The 16,836-nt window shown below is 51.6% G+C and carries 13 protein-coding genes; 5 read left to right on the top strand and 8 right to left on the bottom strand.

Translation table 11 applies throughout. The features are described from left to right. Positions 1-111: 111 nt before the first annotated feature. Genes IE090_RS07645 through IE090_RS07630 form a run of 4 tightly spaced genes read right to left on the bottom strand, consistent with a single transcriptional unit; the run spans position 112 to position 5,595 of the window. Positions 112-858, bottom strand: coding sequence for a MipA/OmpV family protein (locus IE090_RS07645; RefSeq protein ID WP_189387782.1), 747 nt, complete (start codon positions 856-858; stop codon positions 112-114). A gap of 20 nt (positions 859-878) precedes the next feature. Then, positions 879-4,022, bottom strand: coding sequence for an efflux RND transporter permease subunit (locus IE090_RS07640; RefSeq protein ID WP_189387781.1), 3,144 nt, complete (start codon positions 4,020-4,022; stop codon positions 879-881). Then, positions 4,019-5,128 (bottom strand): efflux RND transporter periplasmic adaptor subunit, encoded by a 1,110-nt coding sequence (locus IE090_RS07635; protein WP_189387780.1) that lies wholly within the window; start codon positions 5,126-5,128, stop codon positions 4,019-4,021. The genes IE090_RS07640 and IE090_RS07635 overlap by 4 nt, the downstream gene beginning before the upstream one ends. An 11-nt stretch (positions 5,129-5,139) precedes the next feature. Continuing rightward, positions 5,140-5,595, bottom strand: coding sequence for a DUF2141 domain-containing protein (locus tag IE090_RS07630; RefSeq protein WP_189387779.1), 456 nt, complete (start codon positions 5,593-5,595; stop codon positions 5,140-5,142). A gap of 214 nt (positions 5,596-5,809) precedes the next feature. On the opposite strand from IE090_RS07630, the gene IE090_RS07625 reads away from it, so the two are divergent. Next, the gene (locus IE090_RS07625; RefSeq protein WP_189387778.1) at positions 5,810-6,829 is read left to right on the top strand and encodes an alpha/beta hydrolase family protein; all 1,020 of its coding nucleotides are present in this window, start codon (positions 5,810-5,812) and stop codon (positions 6,827-6,829) included. Between the two features lie 28 nt (positions 6,830-6,857). On the opposite strand, the gene IE090_RS07620 is transcribed toward IE090_RS07625, so the two are convergent. From IE090_RS07620 to imuA, 4 genes are all read right to left on the bottom strand, one after another. Next, on the bottom strand, positions 6,858-7,670 hold the full coding sequence (locus IE090_RS07620; RefSeq protein ID WP_189387777.1) for a PhzF family phenazine biosynthesis protein: 813 nt from the start codon (positions 7,668-7,670) through the stop codon (positions 6,858-6,860). 83 nt (positions 7,671-7,753) lie between these two features. Further along, positions 7,754-10,855, bottom strand: a complete 3,102-nt coding sequence (locus IE090_RS07615; protein ID WP_189387776.1) for an error-prone DNA polymerase — start codon at positions 10,853-10,855, stop codon at positions 7,754-7,756. Next, complete coding sequence (locus IE090_RS07610) at positions 10,839-12,239, bottom strand: Y-family DNA polymerase (RefSeq protein ID WP_189387775.1); 1,401 nt, start codon at positions 12,237-12,239, stop codon at positions 10,839-10,841. Before IE090_RS07610 ends, IE090_RS07615 begins: the two co-directional genes overlap by 17 nt. Then, entirely contained in the window at positions 12,239-12,859 is a 621-nt protein-coding gene (gene imuA / locus IE090_RS07605; protein ID WP_189387774.1) for a translesion DNA synthesis-associated protein ImuA, read from the bottom strand. The genes IE090_RS07610 and imuA overlap by 1 nt, the downstream gene beginning before the upstream one ends. 321 nt (positions 12,860-13,180) lie before the next feature. Here imuA and IE090_RS17935 point away from each other — a divergent pair, with 321 nt between their 5' ends. From IE090_RS17935 to IE090_RS07585, 4 genes are all read left to right on the top strand, one after another. After that, positions 13,181-13,525 carry a DUF2268 domain-containing putative Zn-dependent protease gene (locus tag IE090_RS17935; RefSeq protein ID WP_189387773.1) on the top strand — a complete coding sequence of 115 codons (345 nt, stop codon included), beginning with the start codon at positions 13,181-13,183 and terminating at the stop codon, positions 13,523-13,525. Between the two features lie 35 nt (positions 13,526-13,560). Next, positions 13,561-13,836, top strand: a complete 276-nt coding sequence (locus IE090_RS17930) for a DUF2268 domain-containing putative Zn-dependent protease (RefSeq protein WP_268247116.1) — start codon at positions 13,561-13,563, stop codon at positions 13,834-13,836. 395 nt (positions 13,837-14,231) lie between these two features. Beyond that, a complete protein-coding gene (gene cas3, locus IE090_RS07590) occupies positions 14,232-16,532 on the top strand; it encodes a CRISPR-associated helicase Cas3' (protein WP_189387771.1) in 2,301 nt (766 codons plus the stop codon). A gap of 73 nt (positions 16,533-16,605) precedes the next feature. Next, on the top strand, positions 16,606-16,794 hold the full coding sequence (locus IE090_RS07585) for a hypothetical protein (protein ID WP_189387770.1): 189 nt from the start codon (positions 16,606-16,608) through the stop codon (positions 16,792-16,794). Positions 16,795-16,836: the final 42 nt, after the last annotated feature.

The following is a 16,836-nucleotide window of genomic DNA, read 5'->3' as shown; positions in this document are numbered from 1 at the left end:
TTTTCGCCCTGCCCTATGCCTTCCTTGAGATTAAACCCATGCTGGGTGAACAAACTCTATTATGTGCTGTCTATTAATTCCGTTCTTTATGTCTGAAACAGAAGATGCCGCTTACAACCGATAACTCGCCGACAACATAGTACTCCAACGATAATGGGTGTCGATAAGCGGGCTGTCGGTAATGCCGTTGCCAAGTCGGGTAATGCTGGTTTCTGCCTGCAAACGCCAGCGCTGAGTCATGCGATAGCGCACTTCCAAGCTGCTGCCAACGTTGGTGGTGGCCTGGCCCTGATAGGCTGGGCGGTTCTGCTGCTGCTCTTGTGCGCTGACACCGTAATAATAATCCACCAACTGTTGGTCGAGCTGGTGAATAAAAAGGGCCGGCGTAATGGTAAGGCGCGGGCCTTCGAGTGGCAGCGCTGCTACCAGTGACACTTCATAGCCTTGGTGGACCTGGCTGATGTCATGCACCCACTCGACAGCATAATACCCTAGGGCTTGATCGAAATAATTAAATCCTAGGCCTGCGTCCAGGCTTTCTTTACGTGTTTCTATGCCTTGGGTGGCGTTGCTGGTGTCTTCGTTCAGGGTTTGCAGACGCAAGGCGGCAATGGCACTGAACCAACTGTACTGACTGACGGGCAAATAAAGCTCGGCTCGGTCAATGTTGATGCTCCATAAATCACTCTGATATTGCACCACAGGTAGAGCATACACATTGCCGCTGCTGTCTTTATATTCGGCGGAGGTGTTGGCCATGCCGGCGCCAATATGAAATTGCTGGCCGGCGGCGGGCAGTACACAGCCTGCCAGCAGGGCGGAAATGAGTAAACGTTGAGTTCTGGTCTTGGTTGACATAAGCGTCCCTTTTATCAAAGCTAAAGTGATGACGTTGCATTTGCCGTAGGCGAATCTGGCTGAGAATTGATTCTGGGAGATAGCCCCAGCCAGGCACCTATTTCGGCGCAAATAACCAATAACACCGGAATGAGCAGCAAGCTGATGACAGTGGCAAATAAAAGCCCGTAGGCCATAGAGGCGGCTGCCGGAATTAAATATTGTGCTTGCTCTGAGGTTTCCGTCAGTAATGGGTAGAGCCCCGCAAAAGTCGTGACGGAGGTTAGAATGATGGCGCGAAAGCGGCTCAAACAGGCTTCTGTGGCGGCCTCTGTTAAGGTTAAATTTTGCTCGCGACAATCGTTAAAGCGATTAACGATCAACAAACTGTCGTTAACCACCACACCCGCGAGGGTCAGCATGCCGAGCCATGAATACAGGCTGACGCTCAGCCCTAAGTAGACATGGCCCAAAATGGCGCCCACTAGGCCAAAGGGAATGGCCGCCATAATAATCAGCGGCTGCCAGTAACGCTTCAAAGGAATCGCCAGCAAGATATAAATGCCCAATAGCGCCAACGCAAATGCGGTCATAAGGCCTTGCTGGGATTCGCCAACCTCTTCCAATTCACCGCCAGGTACGATGGATAAGCGCGGATATTGTTGTTGCCACTTAGGCAGCTGGGTTTGCACTAAGCGCTGATACACCTCAGTGGGGCTGGCAATGCTCTTATCGATATCCAAGCTTAGATTGCGGCTTAACGCTGAGTTGTAGCGATAAAAAACACCGGCAGAGTGCGAGGCTTTAATGTTTGCAACGGCGGTGAGTGGAAAGCGCTGACCTTGTTGGTTGAAAACATAAAAGTTTGATAAGTCTGCCCGGCTATTGCGCGCTTCGGGTGCCAATATCACATACATTTTTACTCGCGCTTGGCCGCGGAAAAACCGATCCACTTCCAGCCCGCCAAAGCCCATGGCCAATTGCTCAGCCAGCATGCGACGACTGATGCCATAGAGTTGCGCTTCAGGCTTTAACTCAAATGACAGCCGCGGCAAACTGGCTTGGTGCGCATCTTTAACTGAGCGCACACCGGGCTGGGCCAGTAGCCAGTTACGAATGGCGTCACTTTGCTGTGCTAACACACTTGCATCCGGGTGTTGCACTATGATCTGGTTACCCGCGCCAGACCCCTCCAGCGATACGGTGACATCGACATTGTCTACGGCTTCCAATGGTAATAGGGCGCGGCGCCACTGTTGGGCAATGGCCGCAAGATCGACTTGGCCGCGCAGCTCGCGCTTTAACGGCTCAGCAAATATCAAAATTTGCCCTTGATCCAAGGTAATGGTCATGCTTTTTTCAATGACATCGCCGGCGATTCCCTGCTGACGATATTGTTGGTTAATCAATAAGCGCTGTTGCCGGGCTTGCTCGCTGGCGTTTAGTAACAAGTCCTTGGGTGTATTGGGCTCCATGTCGATTTGCATGATGAGTAAATCGCCAGCGACTTCTGGGAACATGACACTGCGAATTTTGCCCAGACTTAAATAGCCAAAGATCAGCACACACAGAGCGATGGCCAAACAAAATGAGGCATAGCGATAACGCAATACGCTACTCAGTAGCGGCAGATACAGCCTTTGGCGCAGGCCATCCAAGCCTTGCTGAGGTAGGGCACGCCAGCGCTTTAAACGGCTTTTAGGCACGTCTTGGTGGACGACAATGTGACGCAAATGTGCCGGCAAAATCAGCTTAGATTCCAGCAGTGAAAACAATAACGCCACGATAATGACCCAGGCAAAGCCTGCAAACAGTCGGCCAGTCTCGGAGGGAAACTGTGTCATGGGTAATAGCGCTACCACCGTGGTCAACACACCAAAGGTGGTCGGTAGCGCCACTTTTTGAGCACCGGCAATGGTCGTGCTAATGGGGTCGGCTAGCTGTGGATCGGCGTGTTGTTTTTGCTGATAAATGCTCTCACCAACCACCACGGCGTCGTCGACTAATATGCCTAATACAAGAATAAAGCCAAAGGTGGTGACTTCATTAATGGTGTATTGAAAGCCATATTCGCCTAAGGCAATTAAGGTGCCTGCAATGGCGACGGGCAAGCCCATGGCCACCCAGAAGGCCAGGCGCAATTGCAAAAATAGGCTGAGAATAATAAACACCAGTACAAAGCCTATCCAGGCGTTGTTGGTTAGTAATTGCAGCCTTGATTGCACATAGTCGGCGGCATTAAACCAAACCGTCAGCTCAACGTTATCGGGTAAGCGTGCACTGAGCTGTGCGACTTCGAGTTTGACTTGACGCGAAATTTCTAGCACATCGCTATTGGCGGCCATTTTAATGGCAAAGGCGACACTGGGCTGTTGGTTGAAGCGAATATCCGCATCACTTTCGATAAAGCCATCGTGAATACGCGCTACATCGCTTAACCGCAAACGCTGTCCTTGCTCACTAGTGCGGACCACTAGCTGGCTGAGGCGCTGTAACGATTCAGCGCTGTGTTGCCCTTGCAATAGAAACTGGCCGTTATCTGTTTTTAGAAGCCCGGTGCGGCTGCGCACGGATTGCTGGTGAATGGCCTCTGCGACTTCTGCGAGCGATAAGTCATAGAGCAGCATTTTCTCCGGCTCTAAATAAATATACAGGCCGTACTCACGCAAACCATACTGTTCAATTTTATGCACGGCTGGGTTGGCTAATAGTGCTTGTTTTACCTGGTTGGCCAGTTGCACTAGGCTGTGATCATCCGTGTCGCCATGCAGCTGTACCATTAAAGCATCGAAGGTCATATCAGCCAGTTGCACTTGTGGTTTTTCTGCCTGTTGTGGCCAGTCATGAATACTTTCTATATTGGCTTTCACATCACCAAATAAACGCTGCATATCGTAGTCGAGCTGCTTTTTGACCGTGACATTCAGTACGTCTTGTTGGCTGGTGACAGCAACGGATTTAATGCCATTTAAACCTTCTAAGGCTTGTATGACTTTTTGCCCCAGCTCTTGGTCAATTTGCTCACCGCTGCGGCCCTCATAATAAGCACTAATTGTTAGTTCACTGGCGGGCAGCTTGGGAAGTACTTCTTTACGCATATGGCTGGCAGAGATCCAGCCCCCCAGCAGCAATGTCAGCATTAATAAGTTGGCGGCCACAGGATGGCGGGTAAACCAGGCGATCATAGCGTTTGCTCCTGGCTGAGTGTGCCGGTGTTCGAGTTTGCTGAACGTGTTTCAATGCTCATGCCTTGGGCTAATGAATCACGTGGATACACCAATACATCCATATGCGGGTGAGCATTGTTGGTGAGTGGCCAGTCAAAAAACACACGCTCGTGTTGCACAATAAAGGCTTGTAAGCGCTGCTTATGTGCACGTTGCTGGGCATCTAAAAACCAAATTTCATGGTTTGCAGTCAGGCTGGATTCGGGCACAGAAAAGACGTTATTCCAGGGTTTTAATGGCAGTTGCGCGCGAACATGCTGACCAACCAACAGCGAGTGCGAACCTTCCAGGGTTAAAAACAGTTGCCTTTGCAGTTGCTCACTGTAATGACTCACGCCGGTGATGGAAGCTTGGCCAACGATGTTGCCATTAACGTCATGAATGGTGGCTTGCTGACCTAGTAACGGTGTTGCAAGTGCATCAAATTCCTTTGCGCTGAGCGTGATGCGAATGTGTTCGCCTCCGCGCGGTAACACCGAGGCAATGCTTTGTCCGGCGGCAATGTGCTCGCCGACATGAGCTTTGAGTTCAACCAGTTCACCGGCAAAGGGTAAGGCGATGCGGGTACGCTTTAGGTCTTGCTGGGCTTGTTGGTATTGCAGCTGATAATAATCCAGGTCAGCCTGGGCCGTTTGCACCATAAGGCTGCTGGGTGCGTACTGAGCACGGGCATTTTTCAGCGCCATATTGGCATTCATCAGCGCAACGTGTGCCGCTGCTTCTGCGGCTTTATAAGGCAGAGGGTCAATTTGCAATAGCCATTGCTGAGCTGACAATATGCGCCCACGGCGATAGTCGGGCGAGGCCGCGATAATGCGCCCGCCAACGTCACTGCTGAGTTCGATTATTTTAGTGGCTTCTATTTGGCCGAGCTTGTTCAGTGTTGGCATTTGCTTTTCTGCTTTAGGCTGAACCACGCTGGCGATATAAGCCTGAGGTGAGGGCGCACTTTGGGTTGTGCTGATCTCGGTAGTTTCCAGCTCATCTAAGACTGCCAGCAGAACCAACAATCCAAAGGCAGTAGCCAATATTTGACGTAAGCGAATAGAACATAGCCATTTCATGATGCTTGGCTCTATTGAAGATTAATAAACAATTGCCCGTGCGGGCTGTGAAAGCGGATTTTGCTTTGCTCAAATGTGGGGCTGGTATTGCTGGCTAAATCCACCGCGCTAATGGCGAGTTTTTCGGTGGGAGCCCCAAGAAAGTTTTCGTCCAATTCGTGGTTGTCATTTTCGTCGTGGTACACGAATAAAGCGTATTCACCATAAGGAACGTCATTAAATGTGCAGCGTGCTCTTTGCTGTTGAATGGTCTGGCGACAGTTTAACTGTGGTGCAACTTGGCCGCTAAATTGCTCATTGCTATTGAGCAAGCTGATGTCGACGAAGCCGTCATCGCTGGCGGCGGCAGTGACCTCGATGGTGAGATTGCCGCGTTGGCCAGCAGAGTCATCGGCCAGGCTAGGGTGCGCACAAACAGTCAATGCCATGCTTAAAAATAGGCATGCTGTGGTGAATGTTTTGGTCATCGTAAACTCCCTGAATTAAAAAGCAGGTGGCCTGGTTCAAAGCACTAAGGCCACCTTTGCGACGGGTGTCAGCCAATCGACAGAGCCAGTGTGGGAGAAAAATGGGGAGGCTTCAGTAAGCCATTGTAAGAACTCGACCTGGTGGCAATAAAAGCGTTTGTGGTGTCTTGGCGTTCCTCTCTACCATAAAAAATATGTAAATATGGAGGCGTTTATGAAAACCGGGTTGGCTGTCACGCTGGTCGTAGTCTTAGTGTTGTTATTGGTCGTTGCCACGGCCGCGCCATATCGCAGCGAAAGCGTATTTTTTGCTCACAACGGCGTCACTCTGGCTGGCGATGTATGGCTGCCAGAGTCTCGCGATCAGGCAGTGCCTGTGGTGGTGATTGTGCACGGTGATGGCGCCGTGGTGCGTGCCAGTGCCGGCTATTATCAGCCGTATATTGACGCTTTATTGGCCGCAGGCATTGGTGTGCTGAGCTGGGATAAACCGGGCGTAGGCGAGTCAGAAGGGGACTGGCTCAGCCAAACCATGGCAGATCGCAGTGGGGAAGTGGCGGCTGCGGTCAACTATTTGCGTAGCCGGTCAGACATCAATGACGAGGCGATTGGCTTAATGGGCTTTTCACAAGCTGGCTGGGTCATGCCGCAGGCGTTAGCGCAGGACCCTAAGTTGGCTTTTGGGGTGTTTATTTCCACGGCCATCGATTGGCGCGAGCAGGGCCAGTATCTAACGCGTCAGCGTTTGCTGTCTTTAGGGTTAAATCATCAGCAACTAAAGCGAGGGTTAGAATATAACCAGGCGCTGGATGCGCAATTGGCACAAGGCATGTCTTATGCGGATTACCAAACCTATCGCCAGCAGCACGAACCTGAATTTTTCCACGGCAGTGAAATGTCGCCTGCACGCTTTGATTTTGTCGTTGCCAATATAGGCGCCGATGCGCGCGAGTTTCTGCCACATATCAGTCAGCCAGTATTCGCCTTGTTTGGCGACTCGGATCGCAATGTGGATGTGCAGCAGTCGATTAGCGTTTATCAAACCCATATTCAATCGGATTTTAGCCATCAGGTGTATAAGGATGTTGATCATGCGCTGTTTAAAAACCGCTTTTTTGCCGATCAACCCAAAGACAGTGTGTGGTTTTGGTTAAAAATGAATGTGCTTGGCGCAGAAGGGCTGGCCCCCGGGGTGGGGGAGGATATTGCCAGCTGGATTAAACAGCAGCTGTAGAGGCTGCTATAGCGCAGCATGTAGATGCCTAAACAGTAATGGTGCCGGTTAAATACTGCGCCGCTTTGCCGGTGATATAAACCCGGCTGCCTTCCACGCGGCAATCGAGCAGGCCGCCGCGCGCGGATGCCTGATACGCGATGAGGCGGTCTTTGCCCAAACGTGCGGCCCAAAAGGGCGCTAGGCCGGTATGAATCGAGCCGGTCACTGGGTCTTCATCGCCGCCATTAGCGGGCCAGAAATAGCGTGATACAAAATCGTAGTCAGCGGATTCTGCATGGCTGGTCACCACCACGTCGCGCGGATAGAGCCGCTTGAGCAAGTCGTTGTTGCGTTGCACTGCTCGTACGTCCGCTTCAGAGTTGTAAATCACAAAATAAGCTTGTTGATTTTGGTACAGCTCGGCGGGCTGAATGGACAGGCCTTGTTGGATCTCTGCTGGAATCTCTGTGGCTTTTTGTGGGCAAGTGTTAGGGAAATCCATGGTAAAGGACTGCTGCCCATTTTGCACAACCGATAAGGTGCCAACCGCTTTGGCGCTAAAATAAAGCACATCTTTACTAGGGGTGTGGGTACTGGGGCGTTTGCTGAACAGTACGAATGCTGCCGCTAGAGTGGCGTGGCCGCAGAAGGCGATCTCAGTTAAGGGTGAAAACCAGCGAATGTGGTAGTGATCGTCACCTTCTGCCACCAGAAAAGCGGTTTCAGACAGATTGTTCTCGCTAGCAATGGCTTGCATCAGATCCTCAGTCAGCCAGTCATCGGTGATGATAACGGCCGCCTGGTTGCCCTCGAAGACGTGCTCGGTAAATGCGTCGATGATGTTGATTTCAAGTTGCATACAGGGCTCTCATAACCTTCAAGGGAGTCTTAGTATGCGTCGCTTGTGCGCTGCTGCCAATGCTCGGCTAAAGATTAACGGCGTTAGTGAAAATCATGTGATTGACTGCACAGCTCCAGTAAGTGGCTTAAATCGAGTAGCTTATAAGCAATGATATTGACGATGCCGCTGTTGTCGTCTTTTTCAATGCGACCATACACTTGCAAAATGCGCGCGCTGACCAGGGTTTTAAGTTGGCGCTGGGCGGTGCTCAGCCATACCACTACGTTGCTGCTGCCGGTTTCGTCCTCCAGGGTAACAAAGGTCACGCCGGCGGAGGTGCCTGGGCGCTGGCGGCAGGTAACCAAGCCGGCAACAAAGGCTTCGCTGGCATGCGGCTGGTGAATAAGCTCGCAGGCTTGCAGGCTGCTGCCTAATTTGCCCTGTTGGCGCAGCAATTCCAGTGGGTGGCGCCCTAAGCTCAGCCCCAGGGCGTGATAATCCTCCAATAAATCTTCGACTTCGTTAGGCGCATCCAATGGCCAGCTAGGTGTTGTATTTAATGGTGTTAATAAATCCTGTTGCTGCGGTTCGGCCACTTGCCAGCGAGCTTGGTAGCGGTGTTCGGCCAACTCGCCAAAGGCGTTGGCAGAAGCCAGGGCTTGGCGCTGCTGGCTGTCCAAGGCGTTCAGCTGTAATACTTGGGCAATGCTGGTGTAGCCGTGCTGCGGGCGCAGGTTAACCAGTTGTTGGCCAACACTGTGTTGTAAGCCATGAATTAACCGTAAGCCAAGGCGCACAGCAGGTTGGGATTGCTGACTCGACTCCTGTGAGCTCGCCGGCTCCAGGCTATGATCCCAGTTGCTGTGATTAATATCGACGGGCTTTATGCTGACGCCGTGGCGCTTGGCATCATTAATGAGTTGCGCTGGGCTATAAAAACCCATGGGCTGGCTATTTAATAAAGCACAGCAAAACTGTGCTGGGTAATGACATTTTAAGTAAGAGCTGGCGTAGGCCAGTAAGGCAAAGCTGGCTGAGTGTGACTCGGGAAAGCCGTATTCACCAAAGCCTTCTAATTGGCGTTGAATGCGCTGTATGTAGTCCAGAGAAAAACCGTTGGCGAGCATGTTATCTTGCAAGCGTTGCTGCAATCTGTGCATATGGCCCTTTTTTTTCCAGCTGGCCATGGCGCGACGTAATTGATCGGCTTCAGTCGCACTGAAGTTGGCCGCCACCATGGCAAAGGCAATGATCTGTTCTTGAAACAGAGGAATACCCTTGGTGCGTTGTAATATCGGTTTGAGTGATTCCATGGGGTAGTCTTCGCGCTCTTCGCCGTTGCGGCGGCGTAAATAAGGATGCACCATGTCACCGTGAATGGGGCCTGGTCGCACAATGGCGATTTGAATGACAAGGTCGTAATAATTTTTAGGTTTTAAGCGTGGCAGCATGTTCATTTGCGCCCGGCTTTCGATTTGGAAAACGCCCACGGTGTCGGCCTTTTGCACCATGGCATAGGTGGCTGGGTCGTCTCTGGGAATGTTTGCCAGTGTGATGGGCTTATTGGGCGGGCTGATGTACGCTAGGCAGCGGCGCAACGCACTGAGCATACCCAAGCTTAAAATATCTACCTTCATCAGCCCCAGGGCTTCTAAATCGTCTTTATCCCATTGAATAACACTGCGCTCTGGCATGCTGGCATTTTCGGTTGGCACCAGGGCACTCAGTGGCCCACGGCTGATAACAAAACCGCCGACATGCTGCGATAAATGCCGTGGAAAACCGAGCAGCTCGCTAACCAGCTGCTGAAACAACTGACGGGTGGCACCATCGACAGAGTGGGCAAATAACTCATCGAGCCAGTTGGCATCGCGATAACGCCAGCCAAAGTTGTTCATGACTCGCTCCAGCTGCAGTAAATCAAGCCCTAAGGCTTTGCCTATATCGCGAATGGCGCTTTTACGCCGGTAGCTGATTACAGTGGCGGCTAAGGCGGCACGTTCACGCCCATAGGTGCGGTAAATGTATTGAATGACCTCTTCGCGCCGTTGGCTTTCGAAGTCGACATCAATGTCGGGCGGCTCGTGACGCTCTGCAGAGATAAAGCGTTCAAATAACAGTTGCACTTCTTCTGGATTAACTTCGGTAATTTCTAGGCAATAACACACGATGGAATTGGCCGCTGAGCCACGCCCTTGACATAAAATATTCTGGCTGCGAGCGAAGCGCACGATGTCATAAATGGTAAGAAAATAATGCTCGTATTGTTTGTGCGCAATCAGCTTTAATTCTTTGTCGATGGTGGCTAGGGTGCTGGCTTTGGCCCCTTTGGGAAAGCGTTTTTTCACCCCTTGCTCGACCAGCTCGCGCAAATACTCACCGGCTTCACGCCCTGGGGGTAAGCAATCGGTGGGGTATTGATAAGACAGCTCGTCCAAATTAAATGTACAGCGCTGGGCTATGTCGATACTGGCTTGTAGTAGCTCGATTGGGTAGAGGTGCTGGAGTTTTTTGCGCGAACGCAAATGGCGCTCGCCGTTGGCAAATAAATACTGGCGCCCAGCCGCGACGCTGGTGTGATGACGCAGGGCGGTCAGGCAATCTTGCAATGGCTGGCGGCTGGGGTGGTGCATATGCACATCATTGCCGCAGGTCAGTGGCAGCTGCCAGTCTTTGGCCAGGGCGATGATGGCGTCATAGCGCAGCACATCATGTTCGTCTAATAAGCGCTCGGCCAGCAGCCATAAACGACCGTGAAACTGTTGTTGCAGCGTTTGACGCATGTGCTCGTCGATATGGCGGGTTTGCGGTTGCCACAATAGCAATAAATGTTGGCTGGACAATAAATCTTGCCAATGAAATTGATACTCGCCTTTCGGTGCATGCATGCGACAGTGGCTGATCAGCTGACACAGCTCCTGATAGCCCGCACGATTGGGGGCCAGCGCGATAAAGCGCTGCTCTTGGCTGTAAAAACTGCTGCCAATAATCAGTTTCAACGCCAGTTGTTGATCTTTAATGGCTTGATGCGCACGCACAACACCGGCGACAGAGCACTCATCGGTGATGGCTAATGCGCCATAGCCTAGCTGTGCAGCACGCTGCACCAACTCTTGTGGATGAGAGCCACCGGTTAAAAAAGTAAAATTGCTGCAGCAGTGCAGTTCGGCAAAGGGCAGCAATGGGCTAGCTGAAGTAACCATGGACAAACCACTGTTGCTGATCATCACGAAAGACCCAGGCATAGCGCCCATTTAACCAGGCGTGGTAATAATCGCGACGTACCGATTGGTGTTGCCACCAACCCGCGCTGATGCGCTCGGGGCCATGCTCGCACTGAGGGGGCGTTGGGCAGGGCAAGGGCTGAGGTAATAACCATAAGGGGCGCAAACTGCGGCGATATTGATTGGGCAGAGGGGCTAAGCCTGCATCACATTGACGCGGTTGGCAGCTGGCATATTCGGGCCTGGCATCGCCATCTGGATGCAAGCGACGCACCTGGTGTGGCCCTAGTTTGGCCTGCAGACGATTGAGCAATAGATGTTGATCTGCATTTTGCTGGGCCTCTGGGTGCAAAGAGGGTTGTTGATTATGGAGCGCTACAAATTGTTCGACCCGCAGGCTTAGCTGGGTGACGGGGGCACTTAATTGGCGCTGCTCTAGTTGATGGCGACATAAAAACAACAGCTCCGCTTGGCGGTATTCGGCGTGGGCAAATTCAATCGGCCAGTGGCTGCTGGCTTGATGGCGATGGCTTAAGTGCACATGCACGCTGCGGGTGGCCAATTGGCGCTGCCACAAAAAACCACTGAGACTGGCCAGCATGCGGGTGAGCGGAAACAGCAAGCCATTGCGATGCTCCACCTCGCTGATAAATAACACCTCATCCTGAAAGATCAGCGGTGGTTTAAATCGCTCCAGAGTCATGGTTTGGCGGCCTTGCAGTTGCTGTAAATAACGCAATAACTCGGGCGATAAACGACTGGCGATATCCGCGGCCGGTAAGCGCAATAATTGTTGCAGCGTGCGAATGCCCAAGCGCTGTAATTGCAACTGCTGCTCATCGGGCAACAGCAACTCAGTGATGGAAGCCTGTAAACAGCGCTGCCAAACGTCATGCTCTGTGGTGGGCTGCGAGAACCAAGCGTTATAAGCGGCCAGCTTGGCTTGCAGTGGGGTCGCGGCGACGCCGCTGTGCAGCAGCCAATTCATGCTACTCGCCTCATCGGTCAGCCGTTGCCATAACTGTGTCACGCTGCCAAACAGTTTGGCCATGCTGGCCACTTCCAGCCATAGGCCTTCGGGTGGATCGAGGCTAATGTGCGCCGAATATTGATAGGCCCATAGCGCACGTTGCTGTAACCAGTGTTGTTGACGCTCTGGCTGCAAGCGCTGTACCTGTAATGTTGGGCATAAACACCAGGCGGTGGCGAGGGGCATGCCGCTTTCTAGCCCCTGTTGGCGAGCACAGCTGTTGATGTCGAGTAAATGCTCGCCGCGTGCGGCCAGCAGCGCATGCGGTTGCTGTGGGTCTGCACCGCAGCTGTGCAAATACAATTGCGGAAAATACAGGTACAGCCAGCGCATTAGTGCACCTGAGGTAGCTCGATGCAAAACGGCGCTAATGGCCAGCCACCGCGGCGCTTAAAGCACTCAATTTCAACTTGTTGATGACTGGCACGACGCACACCCAGGCGTATCGCTGCGGGCGAACCGCTGACATCCAATGGCGTTTGCGGCCACAGCCAGCAGAGCGCTTGCTGCTCGGCGGCGGCGATTTGCAAACGTCGAATATGGGCTTTATGCCACTGTGTGGGCCAGCCTAATACGGCACTGCAATGGCCGCTGCGCAGGGCTTCTTCCATGCTCCACATGGCTTGCTGATAGTCTTTGGGGTGCACGAGCAATATGCGCTCGCAGTTTACACCGGCCATGGCTAGGGCGGTGGCATTGGGCATCCAGGGGGCGCCGACCCACACAATCCAACGTGGTTGCTGGCTGAGCTGCGCCAGCGCTGGGAGCAATAAACTCAGTTCGCCCTGGCCCGGGGCATGGCTATACAGTTCATGCACGGCGCCTAAGTTCCAGCCGCCACCGGGAAGTGTCTCATCTAATGCCGGGTAGCCAGAGCTAACACTCTCGATCAGGCTAGGGCGCTCGGCCTGCCAGACTTGGCCTTGTTGCAGCATGTGTTGCAGTGTTTTCATAGTGGCAGTGTTTATTTATACAGTATGTGATTTTATACAGTATCTGATCGGCATTTGAAAAGTAGCAAACGATGCTGGGGGGAGAATGACAGCTTTGAGGCGATGAGGGCGTGAGTATGAGGCTGCACAGAAGGCAGAATGGCGGCCTGCGTGATGGCAAGTCTGAATGGTGAAGGCTTATCAGCGAGGTTATTCAAGGGAGGCGAGAAAGCGCAAAGTGGCCAAAGCCTTAGGGCATCTCTGAGTAATTCGGTGCCCTTAGCGTCGACAGCCTTCGTGCCGCTCTATACACTGCCGGTCCCTTTTAATAAGGAGATCAAAATGGAATATAAAATAACCTGTTTGGATGCTACAAAAACCCTGGCTCCGTATGCGGAGGATTTAATTCAACGCTCGCAGCGCATTTTGGCTGATATGTGTGAAGCCTTGCCGCTAACGGATATCGATCTGACCCTGTGCACGGCAGGCAAAGATTTAAATTTACCTCATGGTATCGGTGGCTTTGCGGCCGCGGCTAACCGTGTTGAAATTATTTTTGATACAGCAAGGCAAGATTTGCAAGACTGCATTGAGCGGGATTTGGCGCCGGTGTTGGTGCACGAACTGCATCATGCAGCGCGTATGTCGGAGGGCGCGGCGGTGAAGATCGGCTGGCCAATACCCTAGCGATGGAGGGGTTGGCGTGTCATTTTGAACACACCATGACCGGCATAGCCCCATCCTTGTTTAATGAGCTGTGGGATCAGGATTGGCGCGGTATGTACCGGCGCATGCAGCCTGAGCTGTATAGCACCAGCTATGATCGCGATTACTACCTGCTAGGCAGCCAGCCGCAGGATTTTCCTCGCTATGCCGCTTATTGGGTGGGCTACAACATAGTCAAAGCCTATTTGGAGACGCACGACGTGAGTGAGCGTGAGTTGGTCGGTATCGAGGCGGAGGCATTGATCGACTTTGCCAATACCTTGGTTGCCTAATTCGCTCAACCAAATCGAACAGTGATTATTCATTAAGTTAATAGCCGGGGAGTGAGTCCAGTGTGAGTTAAAAAGCTGATTGTCAGCACTTAGTAGACGCCTTGTCATATATAAAACACCTGCATGGGCTTGGATCAATCAGCTGGTCCTCACGATTTTCCCGTTATGATCTATTTTTACTGACCTGTTGCTTGTTGCTTGTTGCTTGTTGCTTGTTGCTTGTTGCTTGTTGCTTGTTGCTTGTTGCTTGTTGCTTGTTGCTTGTTGAAAAGTGGATGATGCGAACGAGTGCATTGTAGAATAAAATTTTGATTGGCTTGATGATGTATCTTTTAGTGGTAGTTAAAAGCGGATAGTGTCAGCCAGTACAGCTGAGTGAAATAAGGAGTGCTGTTTTGAAATGGTATGCCCACTCGGCGGAGCATCTGCCGGAGGAGCAGTGGCAACCCCTGAGGTCCCACTTAGAAAATGTAGGCAGGCTTGCTGCTGATAAAGCAAGCCACTTTAACGGTCAGGGCTTGGCTCAAATTGCTGGGTTGTTGCATGATCTGGGCAAGTATACGCCGCAATTTCAACAGCGCCTAAGAGGTAGTCAGGTCAAGGTAGATCACTCGACTCACGGTGCTTTGCATGTCTTAGAAATAGAATCATTGCATCCGTTTATGCGCTGGCTGTTAGCGCATGCTATCGCGGGACACCATGCGGGACTAGCAGATCGTCAGGTTCTTTCTGCGTGCCAAAAAGTATCAGCGCTGAATACCCGCTTAGGCGGAGGCAAGCAGGCGCTACCCAAGCTCTCCGGCAAGTGGCGTGATGAGTTGGAAGGCAGTCTCGCTAATATCTGCCGGGAAAATGAACGTTCAATGCCGCTCAAAACTGCAGAAAAATCCGCAGAAGCAATTGCCTGGCAGCTGTCGGTGCTAGGGCGAATGTTATATTCCTGCTTGGTGGATGCCGATTACCTCGACACCGAAGCTTTTTATCGCCTGATTGAAAATCGTCCAACGCGTGATTCGAACTACCCATCTATCGAGGAGTTAAAAAAGCGGCTCGATGGCTATTTATCTAAGCCAGTATTTCAGTCGGATGTTGGTATTAATAAAATCCGAAAACATATTTTGAACACCGTGCGCGAACGCGCTGTTCTGTCGCCTGGGTTGTTTACCCTCAATGTACCCACTGGTGGCGGTAAGACATTGACATCGCTAGCTTTTGCATTAGATCACGCTAAAAAACACCAATTGCGCCGAGTAATTTTGGTAATACCCTTTACCAGTATTGTGGAGCAGAACGCCGATGTTTGGCGCAAGGCGCTATCTATTGGGGCTGAGGACCCTACCTTGCTAGAGCATCATAGTGGATTTAATTTCGATGCTATTTGCCATCAACATCCATCGAGCAAGGATAAGCTGCGTGAAGCGGCCGAAAATTGGCAATCACCTATTATCGTGACCACGGCAGTGCAGTTTTTTGAGAGTTTGTTTGCTAATCGGTCATCGCGCTGTCGCAAGTTGCATAACATTGCGGAGTCGGTGGTGATATTGGATGAAGCACAAACCTTACCGACTCAATTATTGCGTCCCTGTGTGGCCATGATCAAAGAGCTGGCGTTGAATTACCGCACCAGTATGGTGATGTGTACTGCAACTCAGCCGGCACTGCGCTTAGAAGACGGTTTTACTAATGGCTTGGAGCAAATACAGGAGTTGGCACCAACGCCAGAACTATTGCACAAACAGCTCGAGCGCGTACGCGTTGAGCACATAGGTGCTCTGGATGATGACAGCCTTGCAGAAGAACTGCTGCAACATCATCAAGTGCTGTGCATCGTTAACAATCGTCGTCATGCTCGTGCGTTGTTTGAGAAAATCCGCATCCAAACTGGCGCCGCCCATCTGACCACTTTGATGTGTGCTCAGCATCGTTCTGAAAAGCTTGCAGAATTGCGGAAAATGCTAATTGCCGGTGAGCCAGTTCGCTTGGTGTCAACATCCTTGATTGAAGCCGGTGTGGATGTTGATTTCCCGTGTGTGTACCGAGCAGAAGCAGGGCTAGACTCCATTGCCCAAGCCGCCGGGCGCTGCAACCGTGAGGGTGAGCGTGCTATTGAATCCAGCCTGGTTAGAGTGTTTCAAACCGAGAAACAATGGTCAGTGCCACCTGAACTTAAGCAATATGCTGATGCGTTTCGCCGCGTGTATCGAAAACACAGAGGGGCCATACTCTCACTTGCTGCCATGCAAGAGTATTTTCAAGAGGTGTATTGGCAGAAAACGGCAGGCATTCAGGATGGTCTGGATGCCAAAGCCATTCTTGCGTGTACCCAGCTCGATGCCAGAGATCCAAATGGCTTGGATATATCCTTTGAGCAAATAGCGAATAAGTTCCAAATGATCGAGAGCAATATGTTGCCGGTGATCGTTCCCTATGATGAAACGGCTATAGAGCTACTCGATCAACTGGAATACGCTGATCGAGTAGGTGCTCTTGCGAGTAAGTTACAGCGTTATCTGGTGCAAGTACCGCAACAAGGGTTGATGGCACTGGAGAAGTTGGGCGCTGTACAAGCCATACGACCAGAGAAGTTTGGCAATCAGTTTTTGCGTTTGGAGATCGGGGGGGGTTACGACCAAGAATGTGGGCTTGAATGCCAAGATCTTGCCTTCATTGATGTGCAAAGCACGATCATTTCTTAACTTGTAGTGAGAAGAACTTTACTGTGAGTACTTTTATGGGTATCTTGCTTTGGTCGATGCAAAAGGATGGCCTATGTCTCGCCCTGAAAAACCAGATCCTTGGTTTGCTCTTTCGCTGAACATAGAGAGAGGCGCCCATGCCACTCGAGTTCAGTTGCAAGGAAGCCCGGTTCTGGTATCGACGGTCGTAGCTTCGCTCTTTGAATTTGGCTATCCGGATATTAGATATCTTATTCAAGTGCTGATGAAGGTACGTGGATAGAAACTTCTCGCTACACGTGAGTGTCTCTCCCTTGGTGAAGGG

Origin of the sequence: Bacterioplanes sanyensis (genome assembly GCF_014652515.1) — a bacterium.
GTDB classification, from domain to species: Bacteria; Pseudomonadota; Gammaproteobacteria; order Pseudomonadales; family Oceanobacteraceae; genus Bacterioplanes; species Bacterioplanes sanyensis.
The sequence above is the reverse complement of the archived record's forward strand: the minus strand, read 5'-3'. Positions and strand labels throughout refer to the sequence as shown.

What these genes read in the sequence shown, in the direction of transcription:
- IE090_RS07620 (WP_189387777.1), bottom strand. Translation starts at nt 7,670, where the DNA reads ATGCAACTTGAAATCAACATCATCGACGCATTTACCGAGCACGTCTTC.
- IE090_RS07635 (WP_189387780.1), bottom strand. Translation starts at nt 5,128, where the DNA reads ATGAAATGGCTATGTTCTATTCGCTTACGTCAAATATTGGCTACTGCC.
- IE090_RS07610 (WP_189387775.1), bottom strand. Translation starts at nt 12,239, where the DNA reads ATGCGCTGGCTGTACCTGTATTTTCCGCAATTGTATTTGCACAGCTGC.
- IE090_RS07625 (WP_189387778.1), top strand. Translation starts at nt 5,810, where the DNA reads ATGAAAACCGGGTTGGCTGTCACGCTGGTCGTAGTCTTAGTGTTGTTA.
- IE090_RS07645 (WP_189387782.1), bottom strand. Translation starts at nt 858, where the DNA reads ATGTCAACCAAGACCAGAACTCAACGTTTACTCATTTCCGCCCTGCTG.
- IE090_RS17935 (WP_189387773.1), top strand. Translation starts at nt 13,181, where the DNA reads ATGGAATATAAAATAACCTGTTTGGATGCTACAAAAACCCTGGCTCCG.
- imuA (WP_189387774.1), bottom strand. Translation starts at nt 12,859, where the DNA reads ATGAAAACACTGCAACACATGCTGCAACAAGGCCAAGTCTGGCAGGCC.
- IE090_RS17930 (WP_268247116.1), top strand. Translation starts at nt 13,561, where the DNA reads ATGACCGGCATAGCCCCATCCTTGTTTAATGAGCTGTGGGATCAGGAT.
- IE090_RS07615 (WP_189387776.1), bottom strand. Translation starts at nt 10,855, where the DNA reads ATGGTTACTTCAGCTAGCCCATTGCTGCCCTTTGCCGAACTGCACTGC.
- IE090_RS07585 (WP_189387770.1), top strand. Translation starts at nt 16,606, where the DNA reads ATGTCTCGCCCTGAAAAACCAGATCCTTGGTTTGCTCTTTCGCTGAAC.
- IE090_RS07630 (WP_189387779.1), bottom strand. Translation starts at nt 5,595, where the DNA reads ATGACCAAAACATTCACCACAGCATGCCTATTTTTAAGCATGGCATTG.
- IE090_RS07640 (WP_189387781.1), bottom strand. Translation starts at nt 4,022, where the DNA reads ATGATCGCCTGGTTTACCCGCCATCCTGTGGCCGCCAACTTATTAATG.